This is a genomic window from Streptomyces sp. NPDC007264 (genome assembly GCF_042869095.1).
Lineage (GTDB): Bacteria > Actinomycetota > Actinomycetes > Streptomycetales > Streptomycetaceae > Streptomyces.
In genome coordinates, this window is record NZ_JBIAFD010000015.1 from 78,067 (window position 1) to 98,193 (window position 20,127).

Here is a 20,127-nt window from a genome sequence, read left to right on the forward strand (position 1 = left end):
ACCGGTCCGGAAGAGGTGCGCGAACGCCTGGAGAAGACGGGGTACCTCGTCGACGAGGGGCTGGCCGTCGCCTGCTACCTGGCGCTCGAGCTGCACCGGCCGGTCTTCTGCGAGGGCGACGCGGGCGTGGGCAAGACCGCGCTCGCGTCCGCGCTCGCCGAAGCGCTCGGCGCCCCGCTGATCCGGCTGCAGTGCCACGAGGGCATCGACGCCTCCCAGGCCCTGTACGACTGGGACTTCCCGCGCCAGCTGCTGCATCTGCGCGCGGCCGAGGCGGCCGGGGTACGGGACCCGGAACGGCTGGAGGCCGAGCTGTACGACCGGCGGTTCCTCCTCGCCCGGCCGCTGCTGAAGGCCCTTCAGACGCACCCCTGTGTGCTGCTGGTGGACGAGATCGACCGGGCCGACGACGAGTTCGAGGCGTTCCTGCTGGAACTGCTGTCGGACTTCTCGGTCACCCTTCCCGAACTGGGCACGCTGCGGGCGGAGGTGCCGCCGGTGGTCGTGCTGACGTCGAACCGCACGCGCGAGGTGCACGACGCGCTCAAGCGCCGCTGCCTCTACCACTGGTTCGACCATCCCGGCTTCGCACGCGAACTCGCCATCGTCCGGCGCCGGCTGCCGCGGGTGAGCGCCCGGCTGGCGGAGCAGGTGACCGCGCTGGTGCAGGCCCTGCGCGCCGAGGACCTGGTGAAGCCGCCGGGCGTCGCGGAGACGATCGACTGGACGCGGGCGCTGGACGCGCTGGGCGCCACGGAGGCGGACGCGGAACTGGCGGTGGCGACGCTGGGGTCGGCGCTGAAGTACCGGGAGGACATGGAACGGGCACGGGGCCTCGACCTGTCGGCGATCCTCGCGGCACGCGGAGCGTGACATGGACCTCGACCCTCCCGCCGTCCTCGTCGGCTTCGCCCGCGCCCTGCGCGCGGCGGGTGTCGAGGCGGGTCCGGACCGCGTCCACGCCTTCCTGCGCGCGCTGGACGCGCTGCGGCCCGAGGTGCGCTCCGACGTGTACTGGGCCGGCCGGCTCACGCTCTGCGCGGGCCTCGACGATCTGGAGCGCTACGAACGGCTCTTCGCCGCCTACTTCGGCACCGCACCGGCCCAGGGCGACCGCCGGGCGACGGCGGCGACGCGGCGGCCGCGGACGGCGCTGCGGGCCGCGGGGGCCGCTCACCGCGCGGCCACGCGCGCCGGGGGCACCGCGCCCGCACCCGCGCTCGCCAGCCGCACGGAGGTGCTGCGGCACCGTGACATCGCGGGTCTGACGACCACCGAGCGGGAACATCTGCGGCGGCTGCTGGCGGCGTTCACCCTGCGCGGCGAGGTGCGGCGCACGGCCCGCCGGAAGCCCGCCCGCCGTGGCGGCGTCGACCCCCGGCGCACCGTGCGGGAGATGCTGCGCCATGGCGGCGAGCCGGTGCGCCCGCGGCTGCACGCCCGCACCGACCGGCCCCGGAGGGTGGTGCTGCTCGTCGACGTGAGCGGTTCCATGTCGCCGTACGCGGACGCTCTGCTGCGCTTCGCGCACGCCGCGGCGCGCGGCGGCCGCACCGAGGTGTTCACCGTCGGCACCCGGCTGACCCGGGTGACCCGCGAACTGTCGCCCCGGGACCCGGAGGCGGCGCTCGCGGCGGTCGCCGCGGCCGTGCCGGACTGGCGCGGAGGCACCCGGCTCGGTGAGCTGCTGCGCGCCTTCCTGGACCGGTGGGGGCAGCGCGGCATGGCGCGGGGCGCGGTCGTCGTGCTGCTGTCGGACGGCTGGGAGCGCGGGGATCCGGCGCTGCTCGCGGACCAGATGCGCCGTCTGCACCGGCTGGCGCACCGGGTGGTGTGGGCCAATCCCCGCAAGGCCCGCCCGGGTTACGCTCCGCTGGCCGCCGGCATGGCCGCGGCGCTGCCGAGCGTGGACGCGTTCGTGGAGGGGCACAGCCTGGCGGCCCTGGAGCGGCTGGCCGCGGTGGTGAGAGGAGCGGAACCGTGATCGAGGGAGCGCGTGATGCGTGAGATCCTGCCTGCGCTGCACCGGTGGTACACGACGGGATCCCCCTTCGGGCTCGCCACCGTCGTCGCGGTGAGCCGCAGCGCGCCGCGCGGACCGGGGGCGGCGATGGCCGTGGGTCCCGGCGACGAGGTGCTGGGCAGCGTCTCCGGCGGCTGTGTCGAGGGCGCCGTGTTCGAACTGGCCCAGGAGGTCGTGGAGTCGGGGGAGGCCCGGGTCGCGACCTTCGGTTACAGCGACGAGGACGCGTTCGCCGTGGGGCTGACCTGCGGCGGCGAGATCACGCTGCTGGTGCGCCGGGTGACGGCGCGGGAGGACGTCTCGTTCGGGGCGGTGGCCGAGTCGGTGGCCGCCGGGCGCCCGGTGACCGTGGCGACCGTGGTCGACGGTCCCGCGCCGCGCGGGGCCACGATCGCCGTCTGGCCGGACGCCGTCTCGGGCTCGCTGGGCCCGGCGGGCCTGGACGCGGCGGTGACGGCCGACGCGCGCGGCGAACTCGCCCTGGGTGCCACCGGGCAGCGGCACTACGGGCCCCACGGCGAACGGCGTGAGGACGCCGTCACGGTGTTCCTGCAGTCGTTCGCGCCGCCGCCGCGGATGCTGGTCTTCGGCGCCATCGACTACGCGGCGGCGGTCGCGCGGATCGGCGCCTTCCTCGGCTACCGGGTCACGGCGTGCGACGCGCGCCCGGTCTTCGCGACGCCGAAGCGCTTCCCGGAGGGGGTGGAGGTCGTCGTGGACTGGCCGCACCGCTATCTGCAGGGGACGGCCACCGACGAGCGCACCGTCATCTGCATCCTGACCCACGACCCGAAGTTCGACGTGCCCCTGCTGGAGGAGGCGCTGCGCCGCCCCGCCGCCTACATCGGGGCGATGGGCAGCCGCCGCACCCATGACGACCGGACGAAGCGGCTGGCCGAGGCGGGACTCTCGGCGGCCGAACTCGCCCGGCTGCGCTCCCCGATCGGCCTGGACCTCGGGGCGCGGACACCCGAGGAGGTGGCGGTGTCCGTCGCCGCCGAGATCGTCGCGCTGCGCTGGGGCGGCAGCGGGGCACCGCTGACGGCGACGGCCGGGGCGATCCACCCGGCCGGTCCCGCACCGCAGTGAGGAGGAACACATGGAGCTGCACCACGAGTTCACCGTCCCGGTCCCGGTCGACGACGCCTGGCGGACGCTCCTCGACATCGAGCGGATCGCGCCGTGCATGCCGGGCGCGACGGTCGAGGAGTACGACGGCAAGACCGTGACCGGGTCGGTGAAGGTGAAGGTCGGCCCGATCACGGTCACCTACCGCGGCACGGCCGTGTTCGAGGAGCAGGACGAGACCGCGCACCGGATGGTGCTGACGGCCAGCGGCCGGGAGACCCGGGGACAGGGCACGGCCCGGGCCACGGTGACGGGCACGCTCGAACCGCGGGACGGCGGCGGCACAACCGTGTCGGTGCGCACCGAGCTGACGGTCACGGGCCGCCCCGCGCAGTTCGGGCGGGGGGTGCTGGCCGAGGTGGGCGACAAGCTGGTCGGGCAGTTCGCGGACTGTCTGGCGCAGCGGCTGGAGGAGCCGGGTGCCGCGGGGGGCGCCCCACCGGAACCGGCCGCGGTCGCGGTCGCGGCCACCGACCGGGAGCGTCCCGCGGAGGCGGAACCCATCGATCTGCTGCGCACCGCGGGCGCTCCGGTGGCCAAGCGGCTGGCGGGCGCGGCGGCGGCCGTCGTCATGGCGGTGCTGGCGTTCCTGAGCCTGCGCCGGTTCCGGCGTGCTCGCCACGGTGGCCGGCGATGAGCCGCTCCCCCTGACGCGGGCCCGGCTCCCCGCCCCGATCAGGCGCTCGACGGAGGTCCGGCGCGCGGCGGCAGGCGGTGCAGCTCCACGTCCGCCAGCACTCCGTCCGTCACCGTCGCGGTCATGTACGTGCAGTGGGGCTGCCGGCGGCGGTCGGTCGGGGAGCCGGGGTTGAGCAGGCGCAGGCCGGTGTCCGCGGTGGTGTCCCACGGGATGTGACTGTGGCCGAAGACCAGCACGTCGAGGTCGGGGAAGCGTTCGGCGCAGCGGCGCTCGCGGCCCTGGGCGGGGCCGGTCTCGTGGACCACGCCGAGGCGCAGACCGCCGAGATCGGCGCGGGCCACCTCGGGGAGCCGGGCACGCAGGGCGGGACCGTCGTTGTTGCCGTGGACGCCGAGCAGCCGGGCGGACCGGCTCTCCAGCAGGTCGAGGGTGGCGACGTCCACCCAGTCACCGGCGTGGACGACCACGTCGGCGCGCGGGAGTTCGGCGAGCAGCTGCGGGGGCAGTTCCCTGGCGCGCCGGGGCAGATGGGTGTCGGACAGGAGGAGCAGGCGCACGACACCAGGGTGTCATGGCGACCGGAGGGGAACATCCGCCGTCAGGCGGGCGCCCCGGCCGACGGCTCCTCGGGCGCCCCGGCCGACGGCTCTTCGGGCGCCCTCGTCGGCGGCTCCGGCAGGAGGAGGTCGGCCCACACCTGTTTGCCGCCGCTGACCGGAAGAGACCCCCACCCGATCGACATGGCCTCCACGAGAAGGATGCCGCGGCCGCCGGTCGCCTCCCAGCCGATGCTCGTCGGCTTGACCGGCGTACGCGGCGAGGAGTCGGCGACCGCGACGCGCAGCCGGTGGTTGACGAGGGTGAGGTCCAGGCGGACCTGGCCGTCGGTGTGGACGAGAGCGTTGGTGACGAGTTCGGAGACGACGAGGAGGATCGTGTCGAGCTGCTCCGCCACGCCCCAGGCCCGCATCGTGCGGCGGGTGAAGCGGCGGGCGTGCCGGGCGGCTTCCGGCACCCGCCACACGGTCCAGCTCTCGCGCAGCGGACGCCGTGCCATGCCGTCGTAGCGCACGAGGAGCAGGGCCACGTCGTCGCTGCGGTTGGCCCCGGCGAGCAGGGCGTCCGCGACGAGCCCGAGGTGTCCGGGGTCGGAGGCGGACAGTTCGCCGGCCAGCAGCGCGAGGCCCTCCTCCTGGTCGAGGTCGACGGACTCCACCAGGCCGTCCGTGGTCAGGGCGAGGACCGCGCCGGGCTGCAGCCGCAGGGGGCTCATCGGGAAGTCGGCCTGGGTGAGGACCCCGAGGGGCGGGCCGCCCTCCGACTCGGCGATCTCCGTGGTGCCGTCCGGGTGGCGCAGCACGGGCGGCAGATGGCCGGCGCGGACGCACCAGGCGGTTCCCTCCTCCATGTCCATGTCGACGTAGCAGCAGGTCGCGAAGAGGTCGGACTCCATGTCCACGAGGAGCCGGTTGGCGTGGGAGACGACGACGTCCGGGGGGTGGCCCTCGGCGGCGTACGCGCGCAGGGCGGTGCGCATCTGGCCCATGAGGGTGGCGGCGCCGGCGTTGTGGCCCTGGACGTCGCCGATGACGAGCGCCACGTGGTTCTCGGGCAGCGGGATCACGTCGTACCAGTCGCCGCCGAGCTCCAGGCCCGCGGTGGTGGGCAGATAGCGGGCCACGGCGACCGCCCCGGGCAGCGGGGGCAGGCGGCGCGGGAGGAGGGCTCGCTGCAGCATGCCGATCAGCTCGTGCTCGGCGTCGAAGGCGCGGGCCCGCACCAGGGCCTGTCCGGCGAGGCCCGCCACCGCGGTGAGCAGGGCGCGCTCCTCGGGGCCGAAGTCGTGCGGACTGTCCCAGCCGACCAGGCAGGCGCCGGCCATGCGCCCGCCGGCGGGCAGCGGGAGCACGGCGAGGCCGCCGGGGCCGACGTCGGCGAGCGCGGGCTCCAGGTCCGTGCCGGCCGGCCAGATCGCGGCCCGGCCGTTCCGGAGCGCCGCGGCGAGGGTCGGCATGGCGCGTACGGGCGCGTCGGGCCACTCCGTACGCCACTCGGTGCGCCACAGCTCGGGCCAGGACTCCGGGTCGGGCGGGTCGAGCACGGTGACGACGAGGCGGTCGGCCTCCAGTTCGGCGAGGGCGATGCGGTCGGCCCGCAGCGGCTTGCGCAGGGCGGCGACCACGGCCTGGCTGACATCGCGGACGGTGCCCGCGGTGGCGAGGGCGGCCGCGAGCCGCTGGACCCGGGTCACGTCGCTGACGGCGGGCCGCAGCTTCGAGGCGTCGGCGACCGCTCCGACCAGCCGTGCCGGCAGGCCCGCGCCGGCGGGCAGTATGCGTCCTCGCAGCCGCAGCCACCTCGGCTCGCCGGAGGGCTGCAGGATGCGGAACTCCAGTTCCCGGTCGCCGATGGACGTGGGGTCGGGTTCGACCACCGACATCAAGGAGGGCAGGTCCTCCGGCACGGTCCGGGACAGCAGGGTCTCGACCCTTCCGTCGAACGCGGCCGGGTCGATGCCGAACAGCTCCAGCACCTCGTCGTCGACGTCGACCCGGCCGCTGTCCAAGGCGAGGTGGAAGGAGCCGCCGGGCAGGGCCCGCGTCCCCGCGGGAGCCTGTGCGGGGCCGAGGACGGCGTCGGCGAGCATCCGCAGGCAGTCGCGTTCCTCGGTGTCGAAGCCGTCCGGGTCGTCGCCGATGACGGTCAGGCATCCGCCGTCGCGCAGCGGCAGGACGGCCAGGGAGAAGCCTCCGGTGGGCAGCCGGCGCGGGTCGGCCCAGCGGCCGAGGTCCGCGGGGGTGAGCCACAGGGGCTGCCGGGAGCGGCACACCTGGGCCGCGGGGGTCCCTCCGGCGACGGAGTAGGCGTCGCGCAGCCCGTAGAGCGCCCTGGGCACGCCGACCGACTCCGTGAGGCGCAGATGCTCACCGTCCTCGTCCGGGGTGTAGACGGCGGCGAGGCTCGCGCGGGTGAAGACGAGGACGTTTTCGAGCACACGACGCAGGCGCTCACGCGGATCAAGATCGGCGGTGAGCGTCTTGAGAGCAAGTCCGGCACGCAGCGTCCTCGTGCTGCGTCCCTCAGCGCCCTCACTGACCACGTCCGCAATTACAGCGCGTCCGCGGCGCTCGCGCAGCCCCTGTGGACGGACGGCCGCCCCCGGGGCCGGGGCAGGGCGCGGGCAGCCGCCGACGGCTTCGGGCGTGACCGGCGGGGCAGCGGGCGCCGGGGCCGGCGGGGACGCTCGCGGACGGGTCCGAGGAGGAGGAGCCGGGCCGATCGGCGGGGCGCACGCGCGACCCCGCCGTATGCCGCCCCGGGCCCGACCGGGAGGACGGCGGCCTGTACGGGTGTCCGCCGGGTGACACGGCCGACACGCCGGTTGACCGGGAGGAGCCGCGGCCGCGTGGACGGGAGGTGAGGGCCGGGTGCCGACGGGACCGGAGTGACGGCCGGGCACGCGCGGGACGCGGGACCGGAGTGACGGGCAGGCACGCGCGGGACGCGGGACCGGAGTGACGGCCGGGTGCCCGGCGGGACGGTCTCCCGGCACGTCGTCGCCCGCCGTGCGCACGGCCCCGCCAGGGTGGAGCCTGAAGCCTGAGGCCCCTGCACGGCCGTGCGAGGAGGTGGTCGGCATGCCCGACGGGGAGACTCCCGCGCCGGAGCCGGGCGCCGCGCGGGCGCCGGTGGAGCGTCCCATGCTGTCGCTCGCCCTGGCCGCCATGATGGACGACGTGCAGGCGCACTCGGGGGCGGTGTATCTGCTGGCGCCGGACGAGCCGGTGCTGGAGATGGCGGTCATGGCGGGGCTCCCCCGGGCCTTCGCCGCCCCCTGGGAGCGGATCGGGCTCAACGCACCGCTGCCGGTCGCCGAGGCGCTGCGCGAGCACCGGCTCGTCTGGGTGGGCGACGAGGAGCAGATGGCGAGCCGTTATCCGCGGATCGCGGTGGTGCTGCCGTACCCGTTCGCCCTGGCCGCGATGCCCGTGGCCACGCCGGACACGGAGTACGGCGCGGTCTTCGTGACCTGGCCCGGTTCCCGCCCGTCCGAGCTGTCCGACCGGGAGCGCAGCTCCCTGTCGGCGGCCTGCGACCGGCTCGCACAGCGCCTGCAGCGTGCCGTCGCCGAGCGCCGGCAGGTGGGCGCGGAGCCCGATCTGCTGGCCACCCTGCCGATGACGGCCGTGGCCGGCACGCTCGGCTCGGGCGAGGCGGCCCGGATGGTGGCGCGGCTGCCGTACGGGCTGTGCGCACTCGACATGCACGGGCGGATCGGCTACGCGAACCCTGCCGCGGCCGAGATGCTCGGCGTCCCCGTCGGCACCCTGCTGGGTGCCCGGCTGTGGTCCGCGGTGCCCTGGCTCGACGATCCGATGTACGAGGACCGGTACCGGGGCGCGCTGATCAGCCAGCGCGTGACGTCGTTCCTGGCGCTGCGCCCGCCCGGCACCTGGCTGTCCTTCCGCCTCTACCCGAGCACCACCGGGCTGAGCATGCGCGTCTCCCGGGCGCGCGCGGTCTCCCGGACGAGCCGCGCCGACCCGGCTGCGGGCGAGCCGGTCCCGGGCGGGAGCGGCACCCGGCTGGTGACGATCTCGCACGTCCTGAGCCTGGCGAGCGCGCTCACCGAGGCGGTCGGGGTGCAGGACGTGGTGCGGCTGGTCGCGGACGAGATCGCGCCCACCGTCGGCGGCAAGGCCCTGGTGATCCTCGGCTCGCACGGCGGACGGCTGCATGTGCTCGGGCACCGCGGCTATCCGGACCCGTCCGTCGTGGAGCGCTGGAACGGCGTGCCGCTGACCGCGCCCGTCCCCGGCACCCATGTCCTGACCAGCGGGGTGCCCGCCTTCTTCGACTCCCGGCAGCAGCTCGAGCACCTGTATCCGGCACGGCACACGACACCGGACGGGATGGCCGCGTGGGCGTATCTGCCCCTCATCGCCTCGGGGCGGCCGGTGGGCACCTGGGTGCTCGCGTACGCGGAACCGCACGCCTTCCCGGCCGACGAGCGGACCGTGCTGACGAGCCTGAGCGGACTGATCGCCCAGGCGCTGGAGCGGGCGCTCCTGTACGACGCCAAGCAGCAGCTGGCGCACGGGCTGCAGGCGGCGCTGCTGCCGCACTCCCTGCCGTCGCTGCCCGGTGTCGAGGCGGCCGCGCGGTATCTGCCCGCGACGCGGGGCATGGACATCGGGGGCGACTTCTACGACCTGGTGCCGACCGGGGCGCGGGCGGCCGCGGTGATCGGGGACGTACAGGGGCACAATGTGACGGCGGCCGGCCTGATGGGCCAGATCCGTACGGCCGTACGCGCGTACACGGCCGTCGGCCAGTCGCCGGGGAGGTGATGCGCAGCACCAACCGGCTGCTGCTCGACCTGGGCACCGACCTGTTCGCGAGCTGTGTCTACCTCCGGCTCGATCCCGGCCGGGGACGGGTGGTCATGGCGCGGGCGGGGCATCCGCCGCCGCTGTTGCGCAGGCCGGACGGGCGGGTCCGGGTGCTCGACCTGGCCGGTGGGCCGCTGCTCGGCGTCGAGGGGCCGGTCAGGTATCCGACGACCGAGTTCGCCCTGGCGCCGGGTGCCGTGCTCGCGCTCTACACCGACGGGCTGATCGAGTCCCCCGGCGTGGACACCGAGTGCGCCCTGGCGGATCTGGGCGAGGTGCTCGCGGACGGCGACGACGAGTCGCTGGAGGCGCTGGCCGACCGGCTGGTACGGGACACGTCGGCCGAGGAGCGGCTGGACGACGTGGCGTTGCTCATTTTGCGGGCGCGAACGAGGGAGTGAGGTCCACGGCGGGTGCGGAACGGTCCGGTCCGGCCCTCCCGCCGGAGGGCCGGACCGCCGCACGTCCGCCGGGGCCCGTCAGGGCACCGGGATCAGTGACTCGTCACGATTCCGGAGCCGTCCTCGGCGCCGTTGCCCGTCGACTGCCCGGACTGGTCGCCGCCCGACTGGTCGGCCGCGCCGCCCGCCTGGTCACCGGCGCCGCTCTGGTCGCCGGGGCTCGCCGTCTGGTCTCCGGCGCCGTTCTGGCCGCCGGGGTTCGCGGTGTCACCGGGGTTCGCGCCCTGGTCGCCCGAGCCCGCGGCTCCGCCCCCGGCGCCCGCGCCGAGCGTCGCGCCGGTCGCCTGGAGCGCCGTCGTCACCGGCTGGAAGAAGGTCTCGCCGCCGGCGGTGCAGTCGCCGCTGCCGCCCGAGGTCAGGCCGATCGCGCTGCCGTCCTGGGTGAACAGGGAGCCGCCGCTGTCGCCGGCCTCGGCGCAGACGTCGGTCTGGATGAGGCCGGTGACGGTGTCGACACCACCGGGGACGGTCTCACTCTGGAAGTTGACCGTGGCGTCGAGACCGGTGACGGTGCCGTCGTGCAGACCGGTCGTGCTGCCCATCCGGAAGACCTGCTGGCCCACCACGGCGTCCGCGGCCTGGGTGATCTGGACGGTCTGTCCGTTGCCGACGTTGACCTCGCTCGGGGCCTGGGTGGCGGGGTCGTCGTACTTGACGAGCGAGAAGTCGCCGTTGCCGGGGAAGGTGGCCTGGTCGACGGTGGCGATCGGCTGACCGGTCTGGGAGTCGGACCACTGCTTCGCCGCGACTCCGCAGTGACCGGCCGTCAGGAAGGCGGGGCTGCCGTCGCTCGCGGTGACGTTGAACCCGAGGGAGCAGCGGATACCGCCGCCGCCCGCCTGCGCGAAGATGGCGTCGCCGCCCGACACGAAGGGCTTGAAGGTACCCGCGGACTTCTTGACGGTCGCCACGCCCGAGCCGAGGCTCTTGACCGTCGACTGCAGCGTGTCCCACTCGGTGCCGGTGACCGTGCTGTCGGCGGTGACCCGGATCTCGTTGGTCTTGGGATCGACGGACCACGCGGTGCCGGGGATCGCCGCCTTGGTCCTCAGCTCCGTGGCGGCGGTCCGGAGCGTGGAGGTGCTGTTGCGCACCTGGTTGGGGACCGCGCCCGCCTTTCTGACCGTGTTGACGACGTTGCTGTTGTCGCCGACCACGTTGACGACGATCTGCTGCTTGTCCGCGCTGTAGTAGGAGCCTGCGAAGGCGTCACCCAGCTGCGAGGCGATCTGCGAGACGAGGGCCGGGACGTCCGCCGCCTTGAACGTCTTCGGCGCGGCGTCCGACGAGTCCGTCTGCGACGCGTTGGCGTTGGGCAGCAGTAGGGCCGCAGCTCCGAGCGCCGCCACGCTTCCCGCCGCGATCGCGGCCTTGCGCTTGGGTATGCGTTTGTGACTCAACTCTCGACCTCCTGGGGACGGGGGCGTCACCGCCGTCCGTCAGCTGAACTGGGGGCGCCTGGATGCCTGTTGATACGCACGCGCCAGGTGGGGTGTTCAAGCGTCACGACAACTGGCTGAGACGTTGCGCGTTGGTTGGCCTGTCGCCAGGGCGTATTGCGAAAGTGACGGCGTCCGCCCGATGGGCGGGTCCCCGAGGCGTGTGGTGCGGTGCATCGCAAGCCGGAGCCGGAGGCCGGGGTGCCGTACTGCCCGCCGGCGGAGCGTCCGCCGGGCGCGGCGGAGGCCGAGCGGACCGCGAGGATGTTCAAGGCGCCGGGGGATCCGGTGCGGCTGCGGCTGCTGTCGGCGGTGGCCTCCCGCGCGGGCGGGGAGGCGTGCGTGGGCGACATCTCCGATGCCGGGTGTCGCAGCCGACGGTCTCGCACCGTCTGAAGAAGCTGAAGGAGGCGGGGCTGCCGACCTCCGAGCGGCGCGGGACCCGGGTGTACTACCGGATCGCGCCGACGGTGGCGGCCGCCATGGGGCGGTGCTCGTGGGCGTCACCGGCCGACCGTGCGGGACGCGCCCCGTTTCCGCGGCGGCACGCCGCCCCGGTCCCGTTCGCGCCGGGGCCGGGGCGGTGCCGGGTGTCAGCCGGCGGAGGCGGCCAGCAGGTCGCGGATTTCGGCCGGGGCCGGTACGCGGCCGGAGACGAGGACCTTGTCGTCGACGACCAGGCCGGGGGTGCGCATGATGCCGTAGCCGGCGATGGCCGCGTAGTCGGTGACCTTCTCGATGGTGGCGTCCAGGCCGAGGGTCCGGATGGCCTCTTCGGTGTGGCGTTCGAGGGTCCGGCAGTTGGCGCAGCCCGGGCCGAGCACTTTGATGATCACGGGGGTCGGGTCCTTTCCGGTCAGGTGAGGATGAGGTTGAACAGGTAGCCGACGGCGGTGACGCCGGTGGCGACGACGGCGATGAAGGTCGCCAGGAGCTGGGGCCTGAGGACCCGGCGCAGCAGGATCATCTCGGGCAGGGACAGGGCGACGACGCTCATCATGAAGGCCAACAGGGTGCCCATGGGCAGGCCCTTCTCGTGGAGGGCCTGGACCAGCGGCATGATGCCGGCGGCGTTGGAGTACAGGGGGACGCCGATACCCACGGCGACCAGGACGCCGAAGGCGTTGCCGGGTCCGGCGTAGGTGGTGAAGAAGTCCTCGGGGGCCCAGCCGTGGATGACGGCGCCGAGGCCGATGCCCACCAGCAGGTAGGGCCAGATCTTGCGCAGGATGGTGGCGACCTCTTCGGTGCCCATCTGGATGCGCTGGGCGGGGGTGAGGCCGGCGGTGGAGTCGATGACCCGGCCGCCGAGCCGGGTCTCGAACACGAACGGTTCGACCCACCGCTGGACGCCGAGGCGGCCCAGGGTCCAGCCGGCGCCGATGGCCACCAGGAGTCCGGCGGCGACGTAGAGGGCGGCGATGCGCCAGCCGAACATGCTGAACAGCAGTCCGACGGCGATCTCGTTGACCAGGGGGCTGGCGATCAGGAAGGTCAGGGTGACCCCGATGGGGACGCCGGCGGCGACGAAGCCGATGAAGGCGGGCACGGCGCTGCAGGAGCAGAACGGGGTGATGACGCCGAGTCCGGCGGCCATGACGTTGCCGAGGCCCTCGCGCCGCCCACCGAGCAGGGCGCGGGTGCGTTCGATGCTCATGTAGGAGCGCAGCACGGTGACGACGAAGATGATCCCCGTCAGCAGCAGGGTGATCTTGACGGTGTCGTAGCAGAAGAAGTGGATCGTCCCGGTGAGCCGGTCGGCGGGGTCCAGTCCGGCCGCGTCGTACAGGAGGCGGTCCCACAGCGGGCCGTTGAGCTGGTAGGCGGTGATCCATGCTGCCGCGGCGCCGACCAGGACGAGGCCGCGTCGTCGGGGTGAGGCGGGCAGCCGTTCGGTGATGCTCACAGGTTCACCCTCCCCGGTGCGGGCAGGCCGGGCAGGGCGGCGTGCAGGCGGGCGAGGGCGTCGCCGGCGAGGGTGTAGTCGATCCAGCGTCCGCGGCGGCTGGTGGTGACCAGGGCGCTCTCGCGCAGCACCTTGAGGTGGTAGCTGAGCAGGTTTCCTGCGATCGGCAGGTGTTCTTGGAGTGCGCACACGCAGGCCGGGCCGCCGGTGAGCCGCTGCAGGATCGACCAGCGGACGGGGTCGGCGACCGCCTGCAGCAGGGACACCGACCGGTCCACGCCGTTGTGGACCTCGCCGGGCGGCGGGACGGTCACTTCAGTGAGTTTCGAGTCAGCCATGGGAGTGGGGCCTTTCCGGGCCGGTCGCGCGGGCGCCTTCGAACGGCCGGGTCGCCCTCGTGTCACTTCAATGGAATTTGAGGTGTCGCTTTGATTCTCCGCCCGCGGCGGGCCCGGCGGGCGGGGCGAAGGTCCCGCCTGATGGGGCCGAACGGCCCCTGTCCTCGGCCGGGTGCGTCGGGAAGGGCCGCCCGGCGTGTGCCGGGCGGCCCGAGCGGGTGCGGCCGTGCGCTACCGGAGGGCGGTGGGGAACCTGCGGCGCCAGGCGAGCGAGACGTACACGAGGGCGACCAGGACGGGGACCTCGATGAGGGGGCCGACGACGCCGGAGAGGGCCTGGCCGCTGGTGACGCCGAAGGTGGCGATGGCGACGGCGATGGCCAGTTCGAAGTTGTTGCCCGCGGCGGTGAAGGCGAGGGTGGCGGTGCGCCGGTAGGGCAGGCCGATGGTCCTGCCGAGGGCGAAGGTGCCGAACCACATCACACCGAAGTAGGCCAGCAGCGGCAGGGCGATGCGGGCGACGTCCGCGGGCCGGGAGGTGATGGTCTTTCCCTGCAGGGCGAAGAGGATGACGATCGTGAACAGCAGCCCGTACAGCGCCCACGGCCCGATCTTCGGCAGGAAGCCGTTCTCGTACTTCTCGCGGCCGAGCCGGCTCTCGCCGATGCGGCGGGTGAGGAACCCGGCGGCGAGGGGCACGCCGAGGAAGATGACGACGTTGAGGGCGATCTTGGTGGGGGAGATGTCCAGGTGCTGTCCGTCGCCGAGGCCGAGCCAGCCGGGGAGGATGTCGAGGTAGAACCAGCCGAGCACGCCGAAGGCGACGACCTGGAAGACGCTGTTGAGGGCGACCAGGACGGCGGCGGCCTCGCGGTCGCCGCAGGCCAGGTCGTTCCAGATGATGACCATGGCGATGCAGCGGGCCAGGCCGACGATGATCAGGCCGGTGCGGTAGGCGGGCAGGTCCGGCAGGAAGATCCAGGCCAGGGCGAACATCACCGCCGGGCCGATCAGCCAGTTGATCACCAGCGAGGACACCATCAGCCTGCGGTCGCCGGTGACGGCGTCGAGCCGGTCGTAGCGGACCTTGGCCAACACCGGATACATCATCACCAGCAGGCCCAGCGCGATCGGCAGGGAGATCCCGCCGATCTCGACCTTGCTCAGGGCATCGTTCAGGCCGGGGACGGCGCGGCCCAGGGCGAGACCGACGGCCATGGCGGCCAGGATCCATACGGCCAGGAAGCGGTCGAGGGTGGAGAGCCTGGCGACGACGGAGGCGTCCTCGGCGGTCGCGGGAACTTCGGTACGGGTCACGGGCAGGCCCTTTTGGTGTCGGCGGCGGCGGTGGCACGGGCGGTCTCGGCGAGCTCGGCGAACTGCCCGGCCAACGAGGCGATGACGTCAGGCCTGAGCCGGTAGTAGATGAACCGGCCGCACGGCTCGGTCTCCACCACCCCGGCCTCGCGCAGCACTCTCAGATGGTTCGACAGGTTCGTCTGCCGCGCCCCGGTCTCCTCCACCAGATGCGTGGTGCACAGCGTCTCCTGTGCCAGGAGGGTCACGATCTGCATCCGCAGGGGGTCGGCGAGCACCCTGATCAGTTCAGTGTCGACTGACGTCAGCATGCACTGATACTGTCACATCGGCCGGAACTGATGCCAGCCCCGGCCCCTGGCCGCCACCGGGAACGCCCGTCCGCCCGCACCGCCAGAGCCCCACCGGAGGGTTCGCATGACCGCATCCCCGCCTCCCGTCCTGCCCGACCAGCGTCTCGCCGCCGGAGCGGCCCGCCTGGCCCACCGGCATGCCGGGCGCTTCTCCCCGCAGACCGTGCAGCACCTGCTCGTCGACTCCTACACCCGCCTCGCCGACACCGCCCGCGTGCACCACCACCTGGTCGTGCTCGCCGAGCGTCTGGCCGCCGAGCGGCTGGACGCCCTGGCCCACGTCCAGGGTCAGCCCGGGGCGGGCGCGCCGCGGGTGCTGTTCGTGTGCAGTCACAACGCGGGGCGCTCCCAGATGGCCGCCGCGCTGCTGCGACTGAGGGCCGGCGGACGCGTGATCGTCTCCTCCGCCGGCACCGACCCCGCCGCCGGGATCGAGCCGGAGGTCGCCCAGGTCCTGACCGAGGCGGGCGTCACCCTGACGGACGCCTTCCCCAAGCCGCTGACCGACGAAGTGATCCGGGCCGCCGACGTCGTGGTGACGATGGGCTGTGGCGACGCCTGCCCGGTGGTGCCCGGCCGCCGCTACCTGGACTGGCCCGTCGCCGATCCCTCCGGCGCCCCCGTCGAGACGGTCCGCTCGATCCGCGACGCGATCGACGCGCACATCACCAGCCTGCTCTCCACCCTGCCCCGGGCCTGATCCCGGCGGCGTCACCGAGGAAGAAAGAGAACACGATGTCCACCACCGCTCCTGCCGCATCCGTGCTGTTCGTCTGTGTGCACAACGCCGGACGCTCGCAGATGGCCGCCGGTTTCCTCGCGCACCTCGCCGGCGACAGGATCGAGGTCCGCTCGGCCGGATCGATCCCGGCCGAGCAGGTCAACCCGTCCGCCGTCGAGGCCATGAAGGAAGCCGGCATCGACATCTCCGACCAGAGGCCCAAGGTGCTGACCCCCGAGGCCGTCCAGGCCTCCGACTACGTCATCACCATGGGCTGCGGCGACGCCTGCCCGGTCTTCCCCGGCAGGACGTACCTCGACTGGGCCCTGGAAGACCCCGCGGGCAAGGGCGTCGAGGCCGTCCGCCCCATCCGCGACGAGATCAGGAGCCGCATCGAGGCGCTGATCGCCGAGATCGACGCGAAGCAGGACCAGTGACCCGGTGACCACCACCACGAACATCCCCGGCGCCTTCGCCGCCGGCGACGTCGTCGACCACACCTACCGCCAGGCCGTCACCGAGAACCGCTCCGGCACGCTCCGCGACGGGGCGACCACGTTCGGTCCCCCTCTTCGGACGGAATACGGGCTTCCGCGAATCTGCACATCGAATGCGCAAGCAAGTCACTGCGCACGACGGATCTGCACAGTCGCGCGCCGGGTGCCGCGCCATTGGGAGGGGACTGTCCCATTCGCAGTCCGGGCGGCAAGGGACCGCGCGCGTCGATGCCGCGCAGCATGTGAAGAAGTCGGCGCCAAGCCGTGCGCGCGCCTGCACGGATCGAGCTGTCGGAACATCAAGTTCCCTGGTGAGAGCGCTGGTTGATTGGAATCGCCGTGCGTCGGCGTGCTTTGATCCGTTGCACCGCGGGGGACGCCGACGAGGCTCCCGGCAACGGGTGTCAGGCGCCCGCGGATGCGGCCGGCCATCTGTTCCCAGAGGGGGCCGCTCTCCCCCTTGTGAATATCCATATGAAGGGAAGTTCCATCATGAACTCCACCCCCCGGGTTGAGACCGCCGAGATCTCGGACGCCGAGCTCGACGCCGTTTCCGGTGGCCTGCAGCTGAACGCCGTCGGCACCGTCACCGGCCTGGTGGACGGCGTCGCCCCGGTGTCCGGTCTGGTCAACACCGTGGTCGGCACCGTCGAGGGCGTCACCGGCCTGAACGCGGCCCCGGTCACCGGTCTGGTCGCCGGTCTCTGATCGCACTCGAGTGATCGCACTCGAGTGCCGTTGAGTCCCGGAACCGCCCCGGTTCCGGGACTCTCGGATGCCGTCGTCCGGCCCGGGTGCGGGCCGGCCCACCCACAGTCCGGCCGGCTCCCCGGAGCCGGTCCTCAGTCGCCCCGCAGGTGAGGGAAGGTCCCGTGCAGTTCCGCCAACAGGCCCTCGCCAAGCTGCAGTCGCCCGAGGAGCTCGATCTCCCGGTGCGCTTCGCCCGCCCCCAGGGCTGGCTCGTGCTGACCGTGACGGTCGCCGTGGTGGCCGCCGCGTCCGTCTGGGCCGTGACCGGCTCGGTGGCCTCCACGGTGAACGCGCCCGCCGTCCTCACGCACGGGCAGGGCAGTTACATCCTGCAGAGCCCGGTCGCCGGGCAGGTCACCGCCGTGCTCGCCACGGAGGGCGAACGGCTGCCGGCCGGCTCCCCCGTCCTCAGGGTCCGCACCGGCCAGGGTGACTCGGTCGTCCGCACGGTCGCCGCGGGCCGGGTCACCGCGCTCGCCGCCACCATCGGCCAGATCATCCGGACGGGGGCGGACGTGGCGGCGGTGGAGAAGGTCGCCCACGCCTCGGACCCGCTGTACGCGACGGTGTACGTACCCGCCGAGAACGCCGCCGCCATCCCCGCGAACGCCTCCGTCGACCTCACCGTCCAGTCGGTGCCGGCCCAGCGGTACGGCGTGCTGCGCGGCCATGTGAAGTCCGTGGACCGCACGGCCCAGTCCCCGCAGCGGATCGCGGCGTTCCTCGGGGACGGTCAGCTGGGCGAGCAGTTCACCAGGAAGGGCCGGCCGGTGGCCGTGCTCGTACGGCTCGACCGGTCCTCCGGCACCGAGAGCGGCTACGCCTGGTCGTCCGCGCAGGGCCCGCCGTTCGCTCTTTCCTCCATGACCCTGGCCACGGGTTCGATCCGCATGGCCGATCAGCGTCCCGTCGATTGGCTGCTGCCGTGACCGCTCCCCAGGACACCCTGCCTCCGGTGCGGGGCAGACGGCGGGCCGCGCCGCCGAGGCGCACCCTGCCCAAGGCCAGGCGGAAGACCGTCCGCACCCCCACCGTGCTCCAGATGGAGGCGGTGGAGTGCGGCGCGGCCTCGCTGGCCATGGTGCTCGGCCACCACGGCCGGCATGTCCCGCTCGAGGAACTGCGCATCGCCTGCGGCGTCTCCCGCGACGGGTCACGCGCCAGCAACCTCCTCAAGGCCGCCCGCAGTTACGGCCTGACGGCCAAGGGCATGCAGATGGACACGGCGGCGCTCGCCGAGGTCAAGGCGCCGGCGATCCTGTTCTGGGAGTTCAACCACTACGTCGTCTACGACGGCATGGGCCGCCGCTTCGGCCGCCGGGGCGTGTACGTCAACGACCCCGGCAAGGGCCGGCGTTTCGTGCCGATGGAGGACTTCGACACCAGCTTCACCGGGGTCGTGCTGGTGATGGAACCGGGTGAGGGCTTCACCAGGGGCGGCCGCAGGCCCGGCGTCCTGGGCGCCATGCCGGCCCGGCTGCGCGGCACGTCGGGCACGATGCCCGCGGCCGTCCTGGCAAGCCTGCTGCTGGTGGCGGTGGGCGCGGCGCTGCCCGCGCTGAGCCGCACCTACATCGACATGTTCCTGATCGGCAAACAGACCTCGCTGCTCGGCGTGCTGTTCACGTCGATGGCCGTGTGCGTGCTGCTCACGGTGGTGCTGACCTGGCTGCAGCAGGCGAACCTGCTGCGCGGCCGGATCATCTCCTCCACTCTCTCCAGCGCCCGTTTCCTGCGGCATCTGCTGCGCCTGCCGGTGACGTTCTTCGCCCAGCGCAGCCCGGCCGACCTGGTGCAGCGGCTCCAGTCCAACGACGCCGTCGCCGAGACGCTGGCCCGAGACCTCGCCGCCGCGGGCGTCGACGCGGTCGTCGTCGTGCTCTACGCGGTGCTGCTGTACACGTACGACCGGCAGTTGACGTTCGTCGGCATCGGCGTGGCGCTGCTCAACCTGGTGGCGATGCGGGTCGCCGTCCGGCTGCGGGCGACGCGCACGGCGAAGCTGCGGGCGGACAGCGCACGGCTGACCAACACGGCCTACACCGGCCTGCAGTTGATCGAGACGATGAAGGCGACCGGGGGTGAGGACGGCTATTTCCGCAAGTGGGCCGGGCAGCACGCCACCACCTTGGAGGAGCAGCAGCGGCTCGGTGTGCCGAGCGCCTGGCTGGGGGTGGTCGCGCCGACGCTCGCCACGCTCAACAGCGCGCTCATCCTGTGGATCGGCGGCCTGCGGGCGGTCGAGGGCCATGTCTCGGTGGGTCTCCTGGTCGCCTTCCAGGCCCTGGTGACCCGGTTCACCGCGCCGATCACCCGTCTCAACGGTGTCGCCGGCCGCATCCAGGACTTCGCGGCGGACGTGGCCCGTCTGAAGGACGTGGAGAACTTCCAGGCCGACCCGCTCTACGGCCGCTCCGGCGGCGGCGAGTCGACGCGCCGGCTGCACGGCCATGTCGAGCTGGAGAACATCACGTTCGGCTACAGCCCGCTCGACAAGCCGCTGCTGAGCGGGTTCGGCCTGACGGTGGGACCGGGCCGGCAGGTGGCGCTGGTCGGCGGCTCCGGCAGCGGGAAGTCCACGGTGTCCAGGCTCATTTCGGGTCTGTACGCGCCGTGGGAGGGCGTGATCCGGATCGACGGGCAGCGTCTGGAGGACATCCCGCGCGGCGCGCTCGCCGCCTCCGTCTCCTTCGTCGACCAGGACGTCTTCCTCTTCGAGGGCACGGTCCGCGACAACGTGGCGCTGTGGGACCCGTCGATCCCGGACGACGCGGTGACCGCCGCGCTGCGGGACGCGGCCCTGTACGACGTGGTGGCCCGCCGGCCGGGCGGCATCCACAGCCGGGTCGAGCAGGACGGGCGCAACTTCTCCGGCGGGCAGCGCCAACGGCTGGAGATCGCGCGGGCGCTGGTGCGCGACCCCAGCATCCTGGTCCTCGACGAGGTGACCAGCGCGCTGGACGCGGAGACCGAGCAGACCGTGATCGACAACCTGCGCAAGCGCGGCTGCGCCTGCGTGGTGATCGCGCACCGGCTCAGCACCGTGCGCGACAGCGACGAGATCGTCGTGCTCCAGCACGGGACGATCGTGGAACGGGGGCGGCACGACGCCCTGGTGGCAGCAGGCGGGGCCTATGCCGAGCTGGTCAGGGAGCGGTGAG

17 protein-coding genes and 3 pseudogenes are annotated in these 20,127 nt (G+C 73.5%); 12 read left to right on the forward strand and 8 right to left on the reverse strand.

Translation table 11 applies throughout. The annotated features are described in order from the left end of the window. Positions 1-15 precede the first annotated feature (15 nt). From ACFYMU_RS24430 to ACFYMU_RS24445, 4 genes are read left to right on the forward strand one after another with little or no spacing between them, the layout of a single operon-like run. Positions 16-873: an AAA family ATPase gene (locus tag ACFYMU_RS24430; protein WP_388377120.1), complete on the forward strand. Its 858-nt coding sequence runs from the start codon at positions 16-18 to the stop codon at positions 871-873. A gap of 1 nt (position 874) precedes the next feature. Beyond that, on the forward strand, positions 875-1,984 hold the full coding sequence (locus tag ACFYMU_RS24435) for a VWA domain-containing protein (protein ID WP_388376874.1): 1,110 nt from the start codon (positions 875-877) through the stop codon (positions 1,982-1,984). Positions 1,985-1,999: 15 nt separating this feature from the next. Continuing rightward, positions 2,000-3,112, forward strand: coding sequence for an XdhC family protein (locus tag ACFYMU_RS24440; RefSeq protein ID WP_388376877.1), 1,113 nt, complete (start codon positions 2,000-2,002; stop codon positions 3,110-3,112). A 10-nt stretch (positions 3,113-3,122) separates the two neighbouring features. After that, positions 3,123-3,788, forward strand: a complete 666-nt coding sequence (locus tag ACFYMU_RS24445; protein ID WP_388376880.1) for an SRPBCC family protein — start codon at positions 3,123-3,125, stop codon at positions 3,786-3,788. 38 nt (positions 3,789-3,826) lie between these two features. Here ACFYMU_RS24445 and ACFYMU_RS24450 read toward each other — a convergent pair whose 3' ends face one another. Both ACFYMU_RS24450 and ACFYMU_RS24455 read right to left on the reverse strand, forming a co-directional pair. After that, positions 3,827-4,348 (reverse strand): metallophosphoesterase family protein, encoded by a 522-nt coding sequence (locus ACFYMU_RS24450; RefSeq protein ID WP_388376882.1) that lies wholly within the window; start codon positions 4,346-4,348, stop codon positions 3,827-3,829. Between the two features lie 41 nt (positions 4,349-4,389). Next, a complete protein-coding gene (locus tag ACFYMU_RS24455; protein WP_388376884.1) occupies positions 4,390-6,891 on the reverse strand; it encodes a SpoIIE family protein phosphatase in 2,502 nt (833 codons plus the stop codon). A gap of 538 nt (positions 6,892-7,429) precedes the next feature. Between ACFYMU_RS24455 and ACFYMU_RS24460 the strand changes: the two are divergent. Next, positions 7,430-9,585: pseudogene (locus ACFYMU_RS24460) on the forward strand (SpoIIE family protein phosphatase). A 92-nt stretch (positions 9,586-9,677) separates the two neighbouring features. Here the strand turns inward: ACFYMU_RS24460 and ACFYMU_RS24465 are convergent. Further along, positions 9,678-11,045 (reverse strand): S1 family peptidase, encoded by a 1,368-nt coding sequence (locus ACFYMU_RS24465; protein ID WP_388376887.1) that lies wholly within the window; start codon positions 11,043-11,045, stop codon positions 9,678-9,680. Between the two features lie 303 nt (positions 11,046-11,348). On the opposite strand from ACFYMU_RS24465, the pseudogene ACFYMU_RS24470 reads away from it, so the two are divergent. Beyond that, positions 11,349-11,575, forward strand: a pseudogene (locus ACFYMU_RS24470) (ArsR/SmtB family transcription factor); the annotation flags it as partial. A 102-nt stretch (positions 11,576-11,677) separates the two neighbouring features. On the opposite strand, the gene ACFYMU_RS24475 reads toward ACFYMU_RS24470, so the two are convergent. From ACFYMU_RS24475 to ACFYMU_RS24495, 5 genes are all read right to left on the reverse strand, one after another. After that, the gene (locus tag ACFYMU_RS24475) at positions 11,678-11,920 is read right to left on the reverse strand and encodes a thioredoxin family protein (protein WP_388376889.1); all 243 of its coding nucleotides are present in this window, start codon (positions 11,918-11,920) and stop codon (positions 11,678-11,680) included. A gap of 20 nt (positions 11,921-11,940) precedes the next feature. Beyond that, complete coding sequence (locus ACFYMU_RS24480) at positions 11,941-12,990, reverse strand: permease (RefSeq protein ID WP_388376891.1); 1,050 nt, start codon at positions 12,988-12,990, stop codon at positions 11,941-11,943. After that, positions 12,987-13,328 (reverse strand): ArsR/SmtB family transcription factor, encoded by a 342-nt coding sequence (locus ACFYMU_RS24485; RefSeq protein WP_388376894.1) that lies wholly within the window; start codon positions 13,326-13,328, stop codon positions 12,987-12,989. The genes ACFYMU_RS24480 and ACFYMU_RS24485 overlap by 4 nt, the downstream gene beginning before the upstream one ends. Positions 13,329-13,559: 231 nt before the next feature. Continuing rightward, positions 13,560-14,645, reverse strand: a complete 1,086-nt coding sequence (gene arsB, locus ACFYMU_RS24490) for an ACR3 family arsenite efflux transporter (protein WP_388376897.1) — start codon at positions 14,643-14,645, stop codon at positions 13,560-13,562. Further along, entirely contained in the window at positions 14,642-14,956 is a 315-nt protein-coding gene (locus ACFYMU_RS24495) for an ArsR/SmtB family transcription factor (RefSeq protein ID WP_388376900.1), read from the reverse strand. Before ACFYMU_RS24495 ends, arsB begins: the two co-directional genes overlap by 4 nt. A gap of 106 nt (positions 14,957-15,062) precedes the next feature. On the opposite strand from ACFYMU_RS24495, the gene ACFYMU_RS24500 reads away from it, so the two are divergent. The 6 genes and pseudogenes from ACFYMU_RS24500 (at position 15,063) to ACFYMU_RS24525 (ending at position 20,126) form a co-directional block, all read left to right on the forward strand. Next, the gene (locus ACFYMU_RS24500) at positions 15,063-15,698 is read left to right on the forward strand and encodes a low molecular weight phosphatase family protein (RefSeq protein WP_388376903.1); all 636 of its coding nucleotides are present in this window, start codon (positions 15,063-15,065) and stop codon (positions 15,696-15,698) included. Between the two features lie 35 nt (positions 15,699-15,733). Next, positions 15,734-16,156: an arsenate reductase ArsC gene (locus ACFYMU_RS24505; RefSeq protein WP_388376905.1), complete on the forward strand. Its 423-nt coding sequence runs from the start codon at positions 15,734-15,736 to the stop codon at positions 16,154-16,156. Continuing rightward, a pseudogene (locus ACFYMU_RS24510) lies at positions 16,155-16,253 on the forward strand (thioredoxin-disulfide reductase); the annotation flags it as partial. The gene ACFYMU_RS24505 and the pseudogene ACFYMU_RS24510, both read left to right, overlap by 2 nt. A 455-nt stretch (positions 16,254-16,708) precedes the next feature. Further along, positions 16,709-16,924 (forward strand): type A2 lantipeptide, encoded by a 216-nt coding sequence (locus ACFYMU_RS24515; protein ID WP_388376908.1) that lies wholly within the window; start codon positions 16,709-16,711, stop codon positions 16,922-16,924. Positions 16,925-17,088: 164 nt separating this feature from the next. After that, on the forward strand, positions 17,089-17,895 hold the full coding sequence (locus tag ACFYMU_RS24520; protein WP_388376910.1) for an HlyD family efflux transporter periplasmic adaptor subunit: 807 nt from the start codon (positions 17,089-17,091) through the stop codon (positions 17,893-17,895). Further along, entirely contained in the window at positions 17,892-20,126 is a 2,235-nt protein-coding gene (locus tag ACFYMU_RS24525; RefSeq protein WP_388376912.1) for an NHLP family bacteriocin export ABC transporter peptidase/permease/ATPase subunit, read from the forward strand. The genes ACFYMU_RS24520 and ACFYMU_RS24525 overlap by 4 nt, the downstream gene beginning before the upstream one ends. The last annotated feature ends 1 nt before the right edge of the window (position 20,127 follow it).

Coding starts and splice junctions, on each gene's coding strand:
- ACFYMU_RS24435 (WP_388376874.1), top strand. CDS start 875: ATGGACCTCGACCCTCCCGCCGTCCTCGTCGGCTTCGCCCGCGCCCTG.
- ACFYMU_RS24440 (WP_388376877.1), top strand. CDS start 2,000: ATGCGTGAGATCCTGCCTGCGCTGCACCGGTGGTACACGACGGGATCC.
- ACFYMU_RS24445 (WP_388376880.1), top strand. CDS start 3,123: ATGGAGCTGCACCACGAGTTCACCGTCCCGGTCCCGGTCGACGACGCC.
- ACFYMU_RS24485 (WP_388376894.1), bottom strand. CDS start 13,328: ATGGCTGACTCGAAACTCACTGAAGTGACCGTCCCGCCGCCCGGCGAG.
- ACFYMU_RS24495 (WP_388376900.1), bottom strand. CDS start 14,956: ATGCTGACGTCAGTCGACACTGAACTGATCAGGGTGCTCGCCGACCCC.
- ACFYMU_RS24500 (WP_388376903.1), top strand. CDS start 15,063: ATGACCGCATCCCCGCCTCCCGTCCTGCCCGACCAGCGTCTCGCCGCC.
- ACFYMU_RS24505 (WP_388376905.1), top strand. CDS start 15,734: ATGTCCACCACCGCTCCTGCCGCATCCGTGCTGTTCGTCTGTGTGCAC.
- ACFYMU_RS24515 (WP_388376908.1), top strand. CDS start 16,709: ATGAACTCCACCCCCCGGGTTGAGACCGCCGAGATCTCGGACGCCGAG.